Genomic DNA, 17,000 nt, shown 5'->3' on the forward strand with positions numbered 1-17,000 from the left:
TCGTGACGATCGCGATCCGCCCCTCATCTTGGGTGAGACGCGCGGAGTTAAATCACTGATTTGCCCGACGGGTTAAGCGATTTATTTCTGCGCGAAGGGCTGGACAGACTTTTGGCTGATTTGCCCGTCGGGTTGATTTGTCGCACCCATTGCCTCCACATCGCCATTGCGAGCGCAGCGAAGCAATCCATAGCGCCACGTGCGGGATTGCTTCGCCGCGCTCGCAATGACGGAGAGGACTACGCCACCCGGCGTGCGGCTCCCACTTGCGTCAGGATTGCGTCCAGGCCCTCGATCATCTCGGCGATCTCGGCCCGCGACGCGTTGAGCGCCGGCATGAAGCGCAGCGCGTCGGGTTGTGGCGAGTTGATCAGCAGGCCTTTCGAGAACGCCTGCGCCACGATCGCGGCGCCGATCGGCAGTTTCAGGTCGAGCGCCAGCAACAGTCCGCGGCCGCGCACTTCGCCGAGCCCGTGCCGGGCCGAGAGCCGCTGCAGCTCGCTTTCCAGGAACAGGCCGGCGTCAGCGACGGACTTCAGGAATTCCGGCTTGCCGACCTGTTCGAGGACGGCAAGCCCCGCGGCGCACATCAACGGATTGCCGTTGAAGGTGCCGCCCTGGTCGCCATGGTCGAAGCAGGCCGCATGCTCGGTCGCGAGCAAGGCGGCGAGCGGTACGCCGCCGCCGATGCCCTTGCCGAGCGTCATGATATCGGGCGCAATCCCGGCATGCTCGTAGTGGAAGAGTTTTCCGGTGCGGCCCATGCCGGTCTGGATCTCGTCGACGATCAGCAGCATGCCGTGCTCGCTGGTCAGCGTGCGCAGCTCCTTCAGGAATTGATCGGTCGCGGGCCAGACGCCGGCCTCGCCCTGGATCGGCTCCAGCATCACGGCAACCGTATTCGATGAAATCAGCTCCTCAACCGACGCGATGTCGTTGAGCTGGGCTTTGCGAAAGCCCGGCACCTTCGGTTCGAACAGCGGTTCGAACGCCTTCTTGCCGGAGGCCGACATGGTCGCGAGCGTGCGGCCGTGAAAGCCACCCTCGAAGGTGATGATCTCGAACGCGCCGTTCTTGTATTTTGTCCCATATTTTCGCGCGAGCTTGATCGCGCCTTCATTGGCTTCCGCGCCGGAATTGGCGAAGAACACCTGGTCGAAGCAGCTGTTCTCGACGAGCGCATTGGCAAGCTTGAGGCTGGGTTCGTTGTAGAAGGCCGGGCTCGGGGTCAACAGACACTTGGCCTGCGCGGCGATCGCTTCGGCGACAGCAGGCGGCGAATGGCCGAGGCAGTTGACCGCCCAACCCTGCACGAAATCGAGATAACGGCGGCCAGTATCGTCCCAGAGATAGGAGCCTTCGCCGCGGACAAACACGGTCTTCGGGCGCGCGGTGATGTCCATCAGCGCGTCGAACGGATGGAAGGTGTCAGGCATGTCAGGCTCCTTGAATTGCTTGGGATGAAAGGCAGGCGGCAACGCAAGAAGGCCGCACTTTTGAGGGTGCGGCCTTCTCGAAAACCTTAGGCTGAACTAGCTAGTCAGCGCTGGCGTCGGACATGGCGCAACCCATCATCGTCGCGGGTGCGACGACGGAAAGTAGCGCGGCGGATGGTCCGGTTCAGCTTCATGGCGATGGGCCATACAGCGCAAGGGCAGGGAATGTCAAGTCGCGCGCGGCGCCTCTTCGGTGTCCTCCTCGCCCCAATCGGCGTCGGCGATGGACGTGTCGATCAGTTCGCCACGGAGCAGGGCGAGCGGCGATTTGTAGTACAGCGCGATGTTGTGGAACGGATCGGTCAGGACCTTCCAGACCCAGATCAGTCCTGTCGGCACGTCCTTGATGATGAAGAGCTGGATCATGCGGGCGAGCCCGCCGGCGATGCCGATCGCGAGCCAGACGGCACCGACGTGACGGATGAAGTCGAGCCTGGTGGCCGGCGGTGAGAACAGGCCGAACAGCGTCGGAAAGACGAACAGCGCGACCGGTGCTAGCCCCCAGACGACCAGAAGCACGATCTTGCGGCTTTGGTTGTAGCCGACCTTGATCGCTTCCTTGTACTCGTTGGAAACCTTGTTCACGTCGTCATAGCCGTTGGGCTCAAAGAAGAAGTGCCCGGTCTGCCTCGTCAACATCGCGAGCCAGCCGACCAGACCGGCCATGGCCGGATGGGTGAATAGCAGCCCATAGCAGACCAGGAATATGACGGCGCTGATCAGGTGCAGCGTCTGATTGATGCGGCTCTGGTGGTAGTAGCGGTAATCGTCAAAACGTTGTGTGCGCAGTGTCTTCGAGAAGCGGCTCATCATTCACCCCTTGGATTTGAAGGTGCGCGAGCCATAGGCCGAGTCCGTGAATGGAGCGTGACATCTTGAAGTTGTTATAGTTATAGATACTAATCTAAGATTGGCACGCAAAAGCGGCTTCGCGGGATGCGAATTATCAGGCAACGCCATTCCTTGCCACCGGAGTGGCGGCAGGATTCTCCGAAATTTGAATATCGTTTGGCGGACGTTGAACGAGCATTGAGCTGGATCAAATCGTCCGAACTGGCTGCAACTATCGACGCAGAGACCGCTCAGAATCCGGCGACGCTGCCGTGCAGGTCATATTCGTCAGAGCGTTCGATCTTTGCAGTGACGATCTCGCCGACCTTCAGCGGGCGTCGGCTCGAGAGATAGACCGCACCATCGATCTCCGGCGCATCAGCCTTCGACCGGCCTCGCGCGACGGTCGGGCCGACCTCGTCGATGATGATCTGTTGCCTTGTGCCGACCTTACGCTTCAGCCGGCGCGCGGAGATCTTCTGCTGGCGGGCCATCAGCGCGTTGTAACGCTCCTGCTTGATCTCATCCGGCACGGCGCCGGGGAGCGCGTTGGAGGTGGCGCCTGCAACCGGCTCGTATTTGAAGCAGCCGACGCGGTCGATCTCGGCTTCGTCGAGCCAGTCGAGCAGATAGGCGAAATCGGAATCGGTCTCGCCCGGGAATCCGACGATGAAGGTCGAGCGCAGCGTAAGCTCCGGGCACTGCTCGCGCCATTGCTTGATGCGCGCCAGCGTCTTGTCCTGCGCGGCGGGACGCTTCATGGCTTTCAGGACATCCGGGCTGGCGTGCTGGAAGGGGATGTCGAGATAGGGCAGCACCTTGCCCTCGGTCATCAGGGCGAAGACCTCGTCGACATGCGGGTACGGGTAGACATATTGCAGCCGCACCCAGGCGCCGAGTTCGCCGAGCTCTTTTGCCAGGTCGAAGAATTTGGCGCGGACGGAGCGATCCTGCCACGGGCTCTCGGCATATTTCAGGTCGATGCCATAGGCCGAGGTGTCCTGCGAGATGACCAGCAGTTCCTTGACGCCTGCCTTTACCAGCCGCTCGGCCTCGCGCAGCACGTCGTTGGCAGGCCGCGATACCAGGTCGCCGCGCAGCTTGGGGATGATGCAGAAGGTGCAGCGGTTGTTGCAGCCCTCGGAGATCTTCAGGTAGGCATAATGGCGCGGGGTCAGCTTGACGCCCTGCGGCGGCACCAGGTCGAGATGCGGGTTGTGCATCGGCGGCAGCGCGCGGTGCACGGCGTCCAGCACGCTCTCATATTGCTGCGGACCCGTGATCGAGAGCACGCCCGGATAAGCGCTCTCGATCTGCTCGGGTTCCGCACCCATACAGCCGGTCACGATCACCTTGCCGTTCTCGGCCATGGCCTCGCCGATCGCCGAAAGTGATTCCTGCTTGGCGCTGTCGAGGAAGCCGCAGGTGTTGACGATCACGATATCGGCGCCGTCATGCTTGCGCGCGAGCTCATAGCCCTCGGCCCGCAGCCGCGTGATGATGCGCTCGGAATCCACAAGCGCCTTTGGACATCCAAGCGAAACAAACGAGATTTTTGGCGCGGCCGCCTGTTGCATATCTAAATCTGCCTGATTGATGGGCAGGAGCTAGTCCCAATTGTCCATAATTACAAGGCTTTGAGCTGGCTTCCATCGTGCTATGGATAGTTTTTAGGGAACACGAGTGAACGATGGCTGCCGAGTCGTCTCCGAAAATTGTCATCGTCGACGAAAGCCCGATCCGCGCCGCGATCCTGGAGGAGGGCCTGCGGGAGGCGGGTTATACCAGCGTCGTGCATATCAGCGAGATGCACAGCCTGCTGGCGCGAATCTATGCCGTTGACCCCGATATCATTGTGATCGACCTGGAAAATCCCAGCCGCGACGTGCTGGAACAGATGTTCCAGGTCAGCCGGGCCGTGCGGCGGCCGATCGCCATGTTCGTCGACCAGAGCGATGCCGCCTCGATCCAGGCCTCTGTCGAGGCCGGCGTGTCGGCCTACATCGTCGACGGGTTCAACAAGCAGCGTATCAAGCCGATTCTCGACCTCTGCGTGTCCCGCTTCAACGTGTTCGCGCGGCTGCAGGACGAACTGGACCGCACCAAGCACGCGCTGGAAGAGCGCAAGGTGATCGACCGTGCCAAGGGCATCCTGATGAAATTGAAGGGCCTCACCGAAGACGAGGCCTATGTGCTGCTGCGTTCCACGGCGATGCGCGAAAAGAAGAAGATCGGCGAGATCGCGCAGTCGATCCTGACCGCGTCGGAGTTGCTCAAATGACCACACCGCTTCGCATCGGTTTCATTCCGCTGGTCGACGCCGCCGCGCTGATCGTCGCCGCCGACAAGGGTTTTGCCGCCGCCGAAGGGCTCGACATCACCCTGGTGCGGGAGGTGTCGTGGTCGAACGTCCGCGACAAGCTCAATATCGGCCTGTTCGATGCTGCCCATCTGCTGGCGCCGGTCGCGATTGCCTCCAGCCTCGGCCTTGGCCACGTCAAGGTGCCGATCGTGGCGCCCTTCAATCTCGGCCTCAACGGCAACGCGATCACGGTCTCGCCGCCGCTGCATGCTGCGATCATGGAGGAACTCGACGGCGACCGTTTCGACCCGATGGCAACGGCGCTGGCGCTGTCGCGCGTGGTCGCCAAGCGGCGCAAGAGCGGGGCGGAGCCACTGATCTTCGGCATGACGTTTCCGTTCTCGACCCACAATTATCAACTGCGGTTCTGGATGGCGGCGGGCGGGGTTGATCCGGACGAGGACGTGCGGCTGGTGGTGCTGCCGCCGCCTTACATGGTCGACAGCCTCGCCAACGGCCATGTCGATGCGTTCTGCGTCGGCGCGCCCTGGAACTCGATCGCGGTCGATCTCGGCATCGGCCACATCCTGCATTTCGTTTCCGACATCCTGGTCGCCGCGGTCGAGAAGGTGCTGGCGATCAGGCAGAACTGGGCGGAGAAGAATCCTGACGTCGTCGCAGCGCTGGTGCGGGCGCATCTGCGCGCCGCTGAATTCATCGAGCAGCCGGAAAACCGCGCCGAGGCGGCTGCGATTCTGGCGCAGCCGGAGCGGATCGGCGTCGACGCCGAGGTGATCCAGCGCACGCTCGACGGGCGGCTCAAGATCTCCCCCGACGGCGCCAAGCGCGAAAGCGGTCGCTACCTGTTGGTCGGCCGGCGCGGCGCGGCGCGACCCGACCCGGTGCAGGCCGCGTGGCTCTATGCGCAGATGGTGCGATGGGGGCAGGCGGCCATGAAGCCGGACGCCCTCAAGACGGCCATGGACGTGTTCCGGCCAGATCTCTACGACGCGGCTGTGGGACGTCGGCCGGCGCCCGCCGATGTGCCGCTGCCGATCGGCGCTTTCGCCGGGCCGGCCTTCGATCCCAACGATATTCGGGGGCATCTGGCCGCGTTCAAGATCGGTTACTGGAAGCCGTAAGATTCGTGCTGCGATCGTGGGCAGTTGCCACAGGTCGGCTAAATTTTGAGCGCGCTGCTCGAAAATTCGCAACGCGGCTAGCCTCCGGGCTCCCGGGCGGTTCGGCTAATACACTGAAATAGCGTGATATTGTCTTCGGCGGCGTCTGGCACGCAACTTGAATGCTGCAGTGCGGCCAGCCTGTCGCAGATGCCTGCTGGCTCACGTCCAAGATGGATTTCCGCAGCAACGAAGCTGATCGGACCGTTCCCACGAATCGAGCAAGGCAGTCTTAGGCCACGCCGACTCCCGAGCGGTCGCTTTCCACCGTTGACGCCACTCGCCGTGGCCGCAGGAGCTTCGTCGCAGACCATGAAAATCGAGCCGCTCTCAGTCGACTTCTCCGACGAGCAGAAACGCTACCTCGAAGGCTTTGCCACCGGCCTGCAGATCAGCCGGGTCGGCCGCGGGCTTGGCGGCGGCGCCGCCAAAGCCAATGCCGAGCCGACCGGCCCGGATGCCGCGCATATCAAGGCGCAGGACAAGGTCATCGCGTCAGGCAAGAAGCTCGTCGACCAGGAGAAATTCAAACGCGACGAGCATCCCTTCGATGCCTATCCGCGCCTGAAGCAACAGGCGCTCGACGACGCGCCGCCGTCGCCTGCCGATAATTTCCGCTGGCGCTATTTCGGCCTGTTCTACGTCGCACCGGCGCAGGATTCCTACATGTGCCGCCTGCGCATTCCAAACGGCATCCTGAAGCACTGGCAGTTTGCGGGGCTGGCCGATCTCGCCGAAGAACTCTGCGGCCCGTACTCCCACGTCACCACGCGCGCGAACTTGCAGGTGCGCGAAATCCCGCCGCAGAACGCGGTGAAACTGATCGAGGGCATCCAGGACCTCGGCCTGTGCTCGCGCGGCTCTGGCGCGGACAATATCCGCAACGTCACGGGCACACCGACCGCAGGGATCGATCCGCAGGAAATCCTGGATACGCGCGCTTACGCCCGCGAGTGGCACCACCACATCCTCAACGACCGCTCACTCTACGGCCTGCCGCGCAAGTTCAATGTCGCCTTCGATGGCGGCGGCCGGATCGCAGTGCTGGAGGAGACCAACGATATCGCCTTCACGGCGGTGGAGGTGAAGGACGGGTTTGGAGCGGAGCCCGGCGTCTGGTTTCGGCTCGGCCTCGGCGGCATCACCGGGCACAAGGATTTTGCAAAATACTCCGACATCATTGTCAAGCCGGAGGAGGCGACCAAGGTGGCGGACGCCATCGTCCGCGTCTTCATCGATCTCGGCGACCGCACCAACCGCAACAAGGCGCGGCTGAAATATGTTCTGGACGGGATCGGTCACGACCAGTTCCTGAAGCTGGTCGAGGAGCGGCTGAAGCAACCCTTCACCCGCGTGCCGACTGAGGCGCTGGCGCCGCGGCCTTTGACGGACCGCATGGCGCATATCGGTGTGCACAAGCAGAAGCAGGAGGGGCTGAACTGGATCGGCGTGTCGCTGCCGCTCGGCAAGGTCACCTGCGAGCAGATGCGTGGATTGGCCAAGATCGCGCGCGATATCGGCGACGGCGAGATCCGCCTGACCGTCTGGCAAAACCTGCTGATATCAGGCGTGCGCGACGAGAATATTGAACTCGCGATCGCCGCGATCAAGACGATCGGGCTCGCGGTCGAGGCCTCGCACATCCGCGCCGGGCTGATTGCTTGTACCGGCAATGCCGGCTGCCGCTTTGCCGCCTCGAATACCAAGCGCCACGCCGCCGAGATCGGCGACTGGTGCGAGCCGCGCGTTGCCATGGACAAGCCGGTCAACATTCATGTCACCGGCTGCCATCATTCCTGCGCGCAGCACTATATCAGCGACATCGGCCTGATCGCGGCGAAAGTGGATGTCGGCGAGGAGGATCCGGTCGAGGGCTATCATCTCTTCACCGGCGGCGGCTTCGGCCCCGATGCCGATGTCGGGCAGGAGGTCTATCACGACCTCAAGGCGGAGGACGCGCCGAAGACAGTCGAGAAGCTTCTAAGAGCCTACCTCGCGCATCGTTCATCTGCTGACGAACCCTTCCTTTCCTTCGCGCGCCGCCATGATGGCGAGACGCTGCGCAAGCTCGCCGAGGCATCCGCATGAACCAGATCACGCCTCCACCGAAACTCGACATCATCCCCACCAGCGCGCCGTTCTCCGAAGCGCAGCGCTCCTGGCTCAACGGCTTCTTTGCCGGGCTGCTGTCGCCCGACGCTGCGACGCCATTGCCAGCGGAGTATGGCGCGGCTGTTGTGCAGGGGGCGACCGGCGATGGCGATGACGGCGAAGCGCCGTGGCATGACCAGACCATGCCGATCGCCGAGCGCATGAAGCTCGCCGAGGGCCGGCCGCTGCGGCGGCGCATGATGGCGGCGATGGCGCAGCAGGACTGCGGGCAGTGCGGCTATAACTGCCACGACTATTCCGAGGCCATCGCGGGCAAGAGCGAAGCGCGGCTCAACCTCTGCGTCCCCGGCGGCAAGGACACCGCGCGGATGCTGAAGTCGCTGTATGAAGAGCTCGACAAGGCGCCATCAGCACCGTCTGCACCAGCAGCCGTGACTGCGAACGCGACGCCTGCCGGCGAGCCCGGACGCTCGCGCGACAATCCGGTGCCGGCAAAGTTTGTCTCGCGCCGTCTCCTCAACAAGCCCGGCTCCGAGAAGGAGACATGGCATATCGAGTTCGATCTCTCCGGCTGCGGGATCGACTATGTCGTAGGCGATTCCTTCGGCATTTTCGCCAAGAACGATCTCGGCCTGGTCGACCAGATTATCGCGCTGCTCGGCGCCTCGCATGTGACTGAAGTCCGTGGCAAGACGCTGCGCGAGGTACTGCTCAACGACGTCTCGCTGTCGCCGGCGCCGGACTCCCTGTTTGAACTGATCACCTATCTAACCGGCGGCGCGCAGCGCGAGAAGGCGCGGGCGCTGGCGCAAGGCGAGGATCCCGACGGCGATGCCACCACGCTCGACGTGATGGCGGTGCTGCAGAAATTCCCGAAGGTACGGCCGCATCCGGAAGCTTTCGTCGAGGCGCTGGAGCCGCTGCAGCCGCGGCTCTATTCGATCTCCTCATCGCACAACGCGACGCCCGGAAAATTGTCGCTGACGGTCGACTGCGTGCGTTACATCATCAACAAGCGCAAGCGGCTTGGGCTCGCCTCGACGTTCCTAGCCGAACGCATCAATCCCGGCGACGCGCTTGATGTCTATGTGCAGAAGGCGCACGGATTTGCGCTGCCGCAGGATCCGAAGACGCCGATCATCATGATCGGTCCAGGCACCGGCATCGCGCCGTTCCGGGCCTTCCTGCTCGACCGCCGCGCCACCGGCGCGCAGGGGAAGAACTGGCTGTTCTTCGGCCATCAGCGCAGCGACTGCGATTTCTTCTATGCCGATGAACTCAATGCGATGAAGACGGCGGGCCTGCTCACGCGGCTGTCGCTCGCCTGGTCGCGCGACGGCGAGAAGAAGTTTTATGTGCAGGACCGCATGCGCGAGGTCGGCCGCGAGCTGTGGACCTGGCTCGCGGAAGGCGGGCATGTCTATGTCTGCGGCGACGCCAAGCGCATGGCCAAGGATGTCGAGCGCGCGCTGGTCGATATCGTCGCCCAGTTCGGCGCCCGCTCGGTGGATGAAGCGATCGCCTTCGTCGCCGACCTCAAGAAGAAGAGCAGGTTCCAGCTCGACGTCTATTGATCACGAAATCCGGCGCAAATTCGAACGAATAATATTCTTCACGTGAAGCTGGCCGGAGAAGTATTCCCCTCGAAGGAACCGGCCGGCAGCGCCGGTATCACTATTTTGGGGGCCGTCTTGCGTCGGAGCGCGAACGATATTCCATATGCGGCGGATGTCGCACTGGAGATCGACGATGCGCGAACTATCGGCGGAAGCCCGCCTGCATCTTTACGCGCGCAGCCTGTCGCGGAAATCGGGGACGGGGTTTCACACGGTTGCGCTCTACAGCGCGTTCGCCGTCATCGCGGCGATCGTGTTCGGCACGCTGTCCGTCCATCCGTTCTAAGAACATTGCTTGGCTCGATCGTCTCCGGCCGTCATTGCGAGGAGCGATAGCGACGAAGCAATCCATGCCTCCGCAAGTGGTGAGATGGATTGCTTCGCTTGCGCTCGCAATGACGGGGGAGGGCGGGCTGGCCCTTCAGCGGACTATCAATGCGCCGTCTTGAACGGCGCGACCGCGATCCCCGCATCCTTCAACGCCTGCCGCACGCCGCGCGCGATTTCGACCGCGCCGGGCGTGTCGCCGTGGATGCAGACCGTATCGGTGCGCATCTTGATCACCTTGCCTGACACCGAAACCACCGCGCCGTCCTGCACCATCCGCACCACGCGATCGGCGATCGCTTTTGGATCGTGCAGCACGGCGCCGGGTTTCTTGCGCGAGACCAGGTTGCCGTCGTCCTCATAGGCGCGGTCGGCGAACACTTCATGCGCCAGGCGGAGGTTGGCTTCCTCGCCGGCGCGGACCAGTTTCGAGTTGGCGAGCACGACGAAGATCAGGCTTGGATCGACTGCCTTGATTGCGCTCGCGATCGCTTTCGCCGTCATGTCGTCCTCGCAGGCGACGTTGGAGAGCGCGCCGTGCGCCTTCACGTGCGTGACCTTGTGGCCGGCCGCGGTCGCGATCGCCTGCAGCGCGCCGATCTGGTAGGCGACGAGGTTCTCGATCTCGGATGATTTCAGGCCGGGAACCGGGCGGCGACCGAAGCCATGCAGGTCGCGGTAGCCGGGATGCGCGCCGATGCTCACCCCGCGCGCCTTTGCCAGGTCCACGGTGCGGCGCATGATGTCGGCATCGCCGGCATGGTAGCCGCAGGCGATGTTGACGGAGGTCGCAAGCTCGATCATCGCGGCGTCATTGCCCATCTCCCATGGGCCGAAGCTTTCGCCGAGATCGCAGTTGAGGTCGATGGTAGCAGTCATGGTGCTTGTCCCGCTTTGCGTGGGTGGCTTTTGGCTAGCTAGTCGCTGATTCCGCGACCTGCCATGTCGCGGCGTCGACGGCGTTGACGGCGTGGCCTGCGACATTGGCCGCGCTCAGGGCTTCGAGGTTGAGATCAAGGCTTTCGAGCGGGCGCAGCCGGTCGGGCAGGGTACGGAGCAGTTCGGCGAATTTTCGCGCCTCGGCTTGCGCCTCAGCCATCGTGACCGCCTTGAACCGGAACGAGTGTCCGGCCGAAATCTGGGCGAAGCGGCCGAAATCAGCAGAGATGACGGTCGCGATCTTGGGATAGCCGCCGCTGGTGCCACGGTCCGGCATCAGCACGATCGGCTGGCCGTTGCCGGGCACCTGGATGCTGCCGTTCACGGTGCCATCGGAGACGATGTTGTGGCCGTGCAGATGCTTGATCACCGGGCCCTCGAGCCGGTAGCCCATGCGGTCGCTGGTCGCGGAAATCGTCCATTCGCTGTCGAGGAACAGTTTTTTGTTGTCCTCGGAGAATTCGTCGTCCTGCGGACCGAACAGGATGCGGATCGGCGCCTCCGGCTGTTCGGGCAACTCGATCCGCCGCTCGGCCGCGCCGCTGGCGCGTTGCACCTGCAGTTCGTCGCCGTTCTGGAGCGGGCGCGGGTAGGGGCTGCCGAGGCCTGCGCGCGCGTTCACGGCGAGGCTGCCGAACATCGGTTCCCCCGCAATGCCGCCCTCGATCGCGAGGTAGCTGAACGCGCCGCCCCTGGCAAAGCCGAGCGTCAATGTCTCGCCGTCGGCAATGGTCGCCGAGGTATCGAAGGTCACGGTTCGTCCAGCGATATCAGCGCTGCGCGAGGCGCCCGAGAGCGCAATGCGCACCGCGCCGCAGCGCGCGGTGAAGCTAGCGCCGAACGGACCGATCTCCACGGCAGCGGCGAACGGCTCATTGCCGACCAGCGTGTTCGCGGCCGCCAGAGCGAGCCGATCCATCGCACCGCTCGGCGTCAGCCCATAGCGCTGCGAGCCGGGACGGCCGCCGTCCTGCACGGAACTCGCCGGACCGATCGAGGAGATGATGAGCTTGCTCATGCGGCGACCAATTCGGCGACAAATTCGCCGGCTTCCGCGGCACGGTCCTGCTCGGCGAAGGTCCTGGCGTCGACCGGCGTGAAGCTGACGGTGTCGCCCGGCTCGAGCAGGAAGATCGGATCGCGGTGAAGCTGATAGGTGCGGACGGCGGTGCGGCCGAGCAGATGCCAGCCGCTGGGGCCGGCGATGCACTGGATTCCGGTCTGCACGCCGCCGATCGAGATCGTGCCGGCCGGCGTCAGCACGCGTGGATTCTGGCGACGCGGCAGGTGCAGGAACTTGTCCAGGCCGCTGAGATAGGACCAGCCGGGGGTGAAGCCGATCATGGCGACGCGGTAGTCGCCGGCGACATGGCGCCTGACGATTTCGTCGGGCGTGGTGTTGAGGGCCTTGGCGACGTCATCAAGGTCGATGCCATGTTCGCCGCCATAGGCCACGGGGATGCGCCAGCGCCGGGTTCTTGCGGCAGCCGGATCGGGGCGCTGCGCCAGCGTGAGCAGTTGTTCCCCGAGCGCTTCGAAGCCGATCTGCAGGGGATCATAGTGCACAAGCAGCGAACGATAGGTCGGAACGGTCTCGGTCACGCCGGCGATCGGCGCCACGGCAAGGGTGCGGTCGAGCGCCAGCACCCGCCGATTGGCGGCGTCATCGATATCGCGGCTGAATTCCACCGTGATGGCGCTGTCGCCACTCGGCAGAAGACGGGGTGGGGCTTCGCGGGCGGCCATGGCATCATTGCTCATCGAGCATCAAGCTAGCGTGTTTTGCTGCGCAGTGGAATTCGGCCTGTGAAAAATCACCAAGCAACTTCAATAAATTAAACCGCAGGCTGGCGATAAGATAGCGTAATCGGTGATTTGCATTCTCGCCCTTGACGCGAGTGCCGCGGCTCGCAAGATGCGCGCGCCAATTCATTCCCACCGGAGCCGATCTTTCAAGATGTCCCTCACTGCAGAAGCGATCGCGACGCTGTCGCACGTGTCCACCGCCACCATCACCACGGTCCTGCTCAAGAAGGGGCTGCGTAACGTCTGGATGCGCGGGACCAAGCCGCTCAAGCCGGGCCAGAAACGGCTGGTCGGATCGGCCTTCACGCTGCGCTTCGTGCCGGCGCGCGAGGACTTGGCGACGCCGGAATCCTGGTCGTCGCCGATCTCGACCCGCACTGCGATCGAGGCCATGCCGGAAGGCTGCATCGCCGTGGTCGATTCCATGGGCGTCAGTGACGCCGGAATCTTCGGCGACATTCTCTGTGCGCGAATGGTGAAGCGTGGCGTGACCGCGCTGATCACCGACGGCGTGGTGCGCGACCTCGAAGGCGTGCTCGGCACGGGACTGCCGGTGTGGTGCAACGGTTTTGCCGCGCCGCCGTCGGTCGCGGGCCTGACTTTCGTCGGCTGGGGCGAGCCGATCGGCTGCGGCGGCGTGGCCGTGTTCCCGAACGATGTGGTGGTCGCCGACCAGGACGGCGCGGTGCTGATCCCGCAGGCCTTCATCGACCAGGTGCTGGCCGAAGGGCCGGAGCAGGAACGGATGGAAGCCTGGATCGTCAATGAGGTGAACAATGGCGTGCCACTGCCGGGCCTCTATCCGATGAATGCCGAAACCAAGGCGCGCTACGCCGCAAGCAAGAAGTAACATCAAAAGAGCGAGGTAAGCGCATGGAAATCCATATCGCTGGCACGCGGCCGACCCGTCGCGGGCCGGCCGAATATTTCACCGGCACGGTGCTGCAGGATCCCGTCATCATGGCGCCCGCGCCGGCGCGGCTAAACTGTTCGCGTGTCTCCTTCGAGCCGGGTGCGCGCACGGCCTGGCACACCCATCCGCTCGGGCAGACGCTCTATGTGATCTCCGGCATCGGCCGGGTCCAGGCCGAGGGCGGCCCGATCAGGGAGATCAAGCCGGGCGACGTGGTCTGGATTCCGCCGAACGAGAAGCATTGGCATGGCGCTTCGCCAACCAACGCCATGACACACATCGCGATGCAGGAAGCGCTCGACGGCGTCTATTCGAACTGGATGGAGCATGTCACCGACGAGCAGTACAACGCGAAGGTCGGCTAGTTTTCCCAAGGACGCGGGAGCTTCGTAGCCCGGGTGGAGCGCCAGCGAAACCCGGGTCCGGTCGAGCCGCGTGCGAGGTCCCCGGGTTACGCTGCGCTTCACCCGGGCTACGGTTCGCCGCGAACGATCAGTTCACCCGAGTCCAGGTCTGGCCGCCGCAGAACATGCCGCCGAAGGCGCAGCCCTGCACACGCAGGGTGTCGGAGCCCTTGAGCGCGATTGTCGAGTCATAGGTACTGCCGCTGTTCGGATCGAGGATGCGGCCGCTCCATTTGTCCTTGCTGGGCTTCATGTTGAGCAGGACCTGCTCGCCGTTCTGGTTCGACTGCTCGTCGACGGCATAGCCGCAGAGGTTGGCGCCGCACTGCTCGATGCGGACCTTGCCTTCCTTCTCCTCCGTCAGCCACACGCCGATCGGCGAATTGGCTTGCGCTGCCGCCGCTGGTGTCACGGGCTTCGCGACCGGCGCTGGAGTGGCTGTGGCGACCGTCGGAGCCGGGGCCGGAGGCGGAGCGGGCACCGCGGTCTGCTGGGTCTGCGGTGCCGGTGCGTTCGGCGCAACGGCTGCTGTCGCGGTCGAGGGTTCGGTGGAGGCCGCAGCCGGAGGCGGCGCAGCAGGAACGGGCGGCGGGGCGGCCGGTGCTGCGGCTTGCCCGGACTGAGCGGGAGCCGCCGGAGCTGGCGCGGATTGCGAATCGGTTTTCGCTTCCTGCGATTTCTGCTTGCGAGTGCCTTCCTCGCTCTTGGCGCGCTTGGATTTGCGGCCGGTATTGTCGTAGACGCCGGGGATCTGGACGGTGCCGCGATCGGGGTCGATGCGGATGGTGTGGCCACCATATTCGAAGGTGTACTGGGCCTGCGCTGCGGTGCTTGCGAGCAAAAGCGCAGCGATAGCCAGAAGCTTCTTCATGATGACCTCCAGAACGGGAATCCCCGGTCAGCGAAGCTACACATCAGCAACCTGACGCAACGTGACCTAGATCACTTTCAAAACGTAAGTCGTGTGCTAGCGGCTTTGGTTCAAACGGCTGGTCACCAGTCTAGTTAGCGCTCATAAAGTGGTCAATTTTCCAGTCGAACGCGGCTGATGCTGCTGCATGGATCATTCGAACCAGGCGGCATAGATGCGCTTGAACGTGCCGTCCTTCATTGCGATGTCCAGCCATTGATCCACGAAGAACTTCAGCGGGACGTCGCGCTGCAGCCAGTAGGCCTTTTCCGCAAAGTCGAACGGTTGATCGGGATGCACCGCGCAGAGCACGCCGGGATGCAGTTTCTGCTGGTAGCGCGTCTCGGACGCATCCGTCATCATCAGGTCGGTATCGCCCTTGGCGATCTCGTCGAAGATCCTGGTATTGTCGTCGAAGACCTTGATCTCGGCGTTCTTCACATGCGCCCGCGCAAAGCGCTCGTTGGTGCCGCCGGGATTGACGATGACGCGCGTGCCGGCACGGTCGATTTCGGCAAGCGTCTGGTATTTGTTGACATCCGCGCAGCGGGTGATCGGCGTCTTGCCTTCGCGCACGATCGGGATTGAGAAGAAGCCTTTCTTCTGGCGCTCCAGCGTGATCGAGATGCCGCTCATCGCAATGTCGAAGCGGTCGGCTTCCAAATCGTTCGTCATCTGCGGCCAACCCGTTTTGACATATTCGACCTTGACGCCGAGCGCCCTGCCGAGCGCTTCCGCCATGTCGACATCGAATCCCCTGAAGCCGGGCGTCGTCCTGTCGACAAAGCTGAACGGCGCATAGTCCCCGGTCATGCCAACCCGCAGCGTGCCGCGCCGGACGATGTCGTCGAGCCGGGAAGGCGACGCTGCCGGCTGGGCGTGGGCGGAAGCCATCATCAGCATGGCGGCCACAAGGCCGACGAATGCGCGCAACATCAAAGTTCCTCCATCGATTGCCTCGATGATAGTCTGTTGCGACGGCTTTAGATGGAATGTGCGCGTCGAGCCAGTCAAAGGAAGTCAAATCGTGACAATCTCAGTTTACGAAGCATCGGTCGGCGTATTCGTGCCATATCTTCGCAATCTTTCCGGGCTGCTCGATCACGCGTCCACCTACGCAACGACGCGAAACATCGATCCTGCCGTGCTGCTCGGCATGCGGCTCTATCCAAACATGTACAGCATCAGGCAGCAGGTGGCGGAAGCCAATCGCCATGCGATCGCCTGTTGCGCGCTGCTGGCCGGGCACGAGCCGCTCAGGTTCGGCGACATCGAGCCTGATCTTGATGAGCTCAAGCTCAGGATCGCAGCCACGATCGATTTCGTCCAAAGCCTGCCGCGTGCTGCGATCGACGAGGCCGGCGACAAGGAGGTGGTGTTCACCTTCAAGAGCGGCGCGCAGCGCACCTTCACCGGGCGGTCGCTGCTGCTTGGCTTCAGCGTGCCGCAGTTCTTCTTTCACGTCACGACCGCCTACGACATCCTGCGTCACGCCGGCGTCGATCTCGTCAAGAAGGATTTCCTGGGGCCGCCAAGACCGGCGTAGCTGGGGGGAGCTTCGGTTCTGATTGAATCAGAACCGAAGCTCTAAATTCTTGTTTCGACGCGTTTTCTGCGCAGATAAGTCTACGCAATCTGCGTAAACTTGATCGCTACGCGAACCGGTATCCACTTCGCTCGAAAACGCTCTATATCTCGCCGCCTTCCTCGCGGACCAGGCTGGCGACGGCGGCGCGGCTGGCCATTTCCTGCTTCAAAACCTCAAAGCGATGATGTGCGTCGACCTCGCGGTCATCCACGAACCTGATCGCGGCCTCGCGATCCATCGGGCCGCTCACCAGGGGCTTCGAATTCTCGCCGATGGTCTCGTCGACATAATACTGGCCATCCTGCTCGCGCACCGTCCATTTGAAGCGGAGGGCGGCCATCGGGCCAGGGCCGACTTTGGAATAGCCATGGGCTTCCAGCGGTGGCGGGCTCGCGGGCTCCTCTTCGACCGCCGCCGGCTCGGCCTGCGGCTTCTCGATCGGCGGGGGCGCGTGCTGCTCGTCCAAAATGCTGGCGATGGCGGCAAGCGCATTATCGGTAGGATCGCTCTGGCTCAAAATCTCTTTCCCTGGGGTTGGTCGGCAAAGATGGTTGCCGACACTTCCCGTCTACACA

Annotated in this window: 18 protein-coding genes; 8 read left to right on the forward strand and 10 right to left on the reverse strand. The window is 63.5% G+C overall.

What is annotated here, in order from left to right; genetic code table 11:
• Window positions 1-239 precede the first annotated feature (239 nt).
• From OZ411_RS31990 to rimO, 3 genes are all read right to left on the reverse strand, one after another.
• Window positions 240-1,436, reverse strand: coding sequence for an acetylornithine transaminase (locus OZ411_RS31990; RefSeq protein WP_282531147.1), 1,197 nt, complete (start codon window positions 1,434-1,436; stop codon window positions 240-242).
• A 228-nt stretch (window positions 1,437-1,664) separates the two neighbouring features.
• The gene (locus OZ411_RS31995) at window positions 1,665-2,306 is read right to left on the reverse strand and encodes a hypothetical protein (protein WP_282531148.1); all 642 of its coding nucleotides are present in this window, start codon (window positions 2,304-2,306) and stop codon (window positions 1,665-1,667) included.
• A gap of 272 nt (window positions 2,307-2,578) precedes the next feature.
• On the reverse strand, window positions 2,579-3,904 hold the full coding sequence (rimO, locus tag OZ411_RS32000) for a 30S ribosomal protein S12 methylthiotransferase RimO (protein WP_130583807.1): 1,326 nt from the start codon (window positions 3,902-3,904) through the stop codon (window positions 2,579-2,581).
• Between the two features lie 113 nt (window positions 3,905-4,017).
• On the opposite strand from rimO, the gene OZ411_RS32005 reads away from it, so the two are divergent.
• The 5 genes from OZ411_RS32005 to OZ411_RS32025 all read left to right on the forward strand — a co-directional run bounded on the left by OZ411_RS32005 (window position 4,018) and on the right by OZ411_RS32025 (window position 9,824).
• Complete coding sequence (locus OZ411_RS32005; RefSeq protein ID WP_130583806.1) at window positions 4,018-4,608, forward strand: ANTAR domain-containing protein; 591 nt, start codon at window positions 4,018-4,020, stop codon at window positions 4,606-4,608.
• Entirely contained in the window at window positions 4,605-5,771 is a 1,167-nt protein-coding gene (locus OZ411_RS32010; protein ID WP_282531149.1) for a CmpA/NrtA family ABC transporter substrate-binding protein, read from the forward strand. The genes OZ411_RS32005 and OZ411_RS32010 overlap by 4 nt, the downstream gene beginning before the upstream one ends.
• Before the next feature lie 351 nt (window positions 5,772-6,122).
• Window positions 6,123-7,898, forward strand: a complete 1,776-nt coding sequence (locus OZ411_RS32015) for a NirA family protein (RefSeq protein WP_282531150.1) — start codon at window positions 6,123-6,125, stop codon at window positions 7,896-7,898.
• Window positions 7,895-9,496, forward strand: coding sequence for a sulfite reductase subunit alpha (locus OZ411_RS32020; RefSeq protein WP_282531151.1), 1,602 nt, complete (start codon window positions 7,895-7,897; stop codon window positions 9,494-9,496). The genes OZ411_RS32015 and OZ411_RS32020 overlap by 4 nt, the downstream gene beginning before the upstream one ends.
• 175 nt (window positions 9,497-9,671) lie before the next feature.
• Window positions 9,672-9,824, forward strand: a complete 153-nt coding sequence (locus tag OZ411_RS32025; RefSeq protein WP_165435523.1) for a hypothetical protein — start codon at window positions 9,672-9,674, stop codon at window positions 9,822-9,824.
• 146 nt (window positions 9,825-9,970) lie between these two features.
• Here the strand turns inward: OZ411_RS32025 and OZ411_RS32030 are convergent, their stop codons facing one another.
• The 4 genes from OZ411_RS32030 to OZ411_RS32045 are packed head-to-tail and all read right to left on the reverse strand — an operon-like array spanning window position 9,971 to window position 12,743.
• Entirely contained in the window at window positions 9,971-10,744 is a 774-nt protein-coding gene (locus OZ411_RS32030) for a 5-oxoprolinase subunit PxpA (RefSeq protein WP_282531152.1), read from the reverse strand.
• Window positions 10,745-10,778: 34 nt separating this feature from the next.
• Entirely contained in the window at window positions 10,779-11,822 is a 1,044-nt protein-coding gene (locus tag OZ411_RS32035) for a biotin-dependent carboxyltransferase family protein (RefSeq protein ID WP_282531153.1), read from the reverse strand.
• Window positions 11,819-12,550: a 5-oxoprolinase subunit PxpB gene (pxpB, locus tag OZ411_RS32040; RefSeq protein WP_282531182.1), complete on the reverse strand. Its 732-nt coding sequence runs from the start codon at window positions 12,548-12,550 to the stop codon at window positions 11,819-11,821. The genes OZ411_RS32035 and pxpB overlap by 4 nt, the downstream gene beginning before the upstream one ends.
• A 4-nt stretch (window positions 12,551-12,554) precedes the next feature.
• On the reverse strand, window positions 12,555-12,743 hold the full coding sequence (locus OZ411_RS32045) for a hypothetical protein (protein WP_282531154.1): 189 nt from the start codon (window positions 12,741-12,743) through the stop codon (window positions 12,555-12,557).
• Between the two features lie 18 nt (window positions 12,744-12,761).
• On the opposite strand from OZ411_RS32045, the gene OZ411_RS32050 reads away from it, so the two are divergent.
• A complete protein-coding gene (locus tag OZ411_RS32050) occupies window positions 12,762-13,460 on the forward strand; it encodes a ribonuclease activity regulator RraA (protein ID WP_282531155.1) in 699 nt (232 codons plus the stop codon).
• Window positions 13,461-13,483: 23 nt separating this feature from the next.
• Window positions 13,484-13,888 (forward strand): cupin domain-containing protein, encoded by a 405-nt coding sequence (locus tag OZ411_RS32055; RefSeq protein WP_282531156.1) that lies wholly within the window; start codon window positions 13,484-13,486, stop codon window positions 13,886-13,888.
• A 127-nt stretch (window positions 13,889-14,015) separates the two neighbouring features.
• Here the strand turns inward: OZ411_RS32055 and OZ411_RS32060 are convergent, their stop codons facing one another.
• Together OZ411_RS32060 and OZ411_RS32065 are read right to left on the reverse strand one after the other, a co-directional pair.
• The gene (locus OZ411_RS32060; RefSeq protein ID WP_282531157.1) at window positions 14,016-14,798 is read right to left on the reverse strand and encodes a DUF2147 domain-containing protein; all 783 of its coding nucleotides are present in this window, start codon (window positions 14,796-14,798) and stop codon (window positions 14,016-14,018) included.
• Between the two features lie 192 nt (window positions 14,799-14,990).
• Window positions 14,991-15,773 carry a transporter substrate-binding domain-containing protein gene (locus OZ411_RS32065; RefSeq protein WP_282531158.1) on the reverse strand — a complete coding sequence of 261 codons (783 nt, stop codon included), beginning with the start codon at window positions 15,771-15,773 and terminating at the stop codon, window positions 14,991-14,993.
• A 91-nt stretch (window positions 15,774-15,864) separates the two neighbouring features.
• Here OZ411_RS32065 and OZ411_RS32070 point away from each other — a divergent pair, with 91 nt between their 5' ends.
• Window positions 15,865-16,383, forward strand: coding sequence for a DUF1993 domain-containing protein (locus tag OZ411_RS32070; RefSeq protein ID WP_282531159.1), 519 nt, complete (start codon window positions 15,865-15,867; stop codon window positions 16,381-16,383).
• Between the two features lie 142 nt (window positions 16,384-16,525).
• Here OZ411_RS32070 and OZ411_RS32075 read toward each other — a convergent pair whose 3' ends face one another.
• Window positions 16,526-16,942, reverse strand: a complete 417-nt coding sequence (locus OZ411_RS32075) for a hypothetical protein (protein ID WP_282531160.1) — start codon at window positions 16,940-16,942, stop codon at window positions 16,526-16,528.
• Between the last annotated feature and the right edge of the window lie 58 nt (window positions 16,943-17,000).

Source organism: Bradyrhizobium sp. Arg237L (assembly GCF_029990105.1).
In the GTDB taxonomy this organism is placed as follows: Bacteria; Pseudomonadota; Alphaproteobacteria; order Rhizobiales; family Xanthobacteraceae; genus Bradyrhizobium.

Coding starts and splice junctions, on each gene's coding strand:
- OZ411_RS32030 (WP_282531152.1), bottom strand. CDS start 10,744: ATGACTGCTACCATCGACCTCAACTGCGATCTCGGCGAAAGCTTCGGC.
- OZ411_RS32060 (WP_282531157.1), bottom strand. CDS start 14,798: ATGAAGAAGCTTCTGGCTATCGCTGCGCTTTTGCTCGCAAGCACCGCA.
- OZ411_RS32005 (WP_130583806.1), top strand. CDS start 4,018: ATGGCTGCCGAGTCGTCTCCGAAAATTGTCATCGTCGACGAAAGCCCG.
- OZ411_RS32015 (WP_282531150.1), top strand. CDS start 6,123: ATGAAAATCGAGCCGCTCTCAGTCGACTTCTCCGACGAGCAGAAACGC.
- OZ411_RS32065 (WP_282531158.1), bottom strand. CDS start 15,773: ATGTTGCGCGCATTCGTCGGCCTTGTGGCCGCCATGCTGATGATGGCT.
- OZ411_RS32020 (WP_282531151.1), top strand. CDS start 7,895: ATGAACCAGATCACGCCTCCACCGAAACTCGACATCATCCCCACCAGC.
- OZ411_RS32035 (WP_282531153.1), bottom strand. CDS start 11,822: ATGAGCAAGCTCATCATCTCCTCGATCGGTCCGGCGAGTTCCGTGCAG.
- rimO (WP_130583807.1), bottom strand. CDS start 3,904: ATGCAACAGGCGGCCGCGCCAAAAATCTCGTTTGTTTCGCTTGGATGT.
- OZ411_RS32025 (WP_165435523.1), top strand. CDS start 9,672: ATGCGCGAACTATCGGCGGAAGCCCGCCTGCATCTTTACGCGCGCAGC.
- OZ411_RS31995 (WP_282531148.1), bottom strand. CDS start 2,306: ATGAGCCGCTTCTCGAAGACACTGCGCACACAACGTTTTGACGATTAC.
- OZ411_RS31990 (WP_282531147.1), bottom strand. CDS start 1,436: ATGCCTGACACCTTCCATCCGTTCGACGCGCTGATGGACATCACCGCG.
- pxpB (WP_282531182.1), bottom strand. CDS start 12,550: ATGGCCGCCCGCGAAGCCCCACCCCGTCTTCTGCCGAGTGGCGACAGC.
- OZ411_RS32055 (WP_282531156.1), top strand. CDS start 13,484: ATGGAAATCCATATCGCTGGCACGCGGCCGACCCGTCGCGGGCCGGCC.
- OZ411_RS32050 (WP_282531155.1), top strand. CDS start 12,762: ATGTCCCTCACTGCAGAAGCGATCGCGACGCTGTCGCACGTGTCCACC.
- OZ411_RS32010 (WP_282531149.1), top strand. CDS start 4,605: ATGACCACACCGCTTCGCATCGGTTTCATTCCGCTGGTCGACGCCGCC.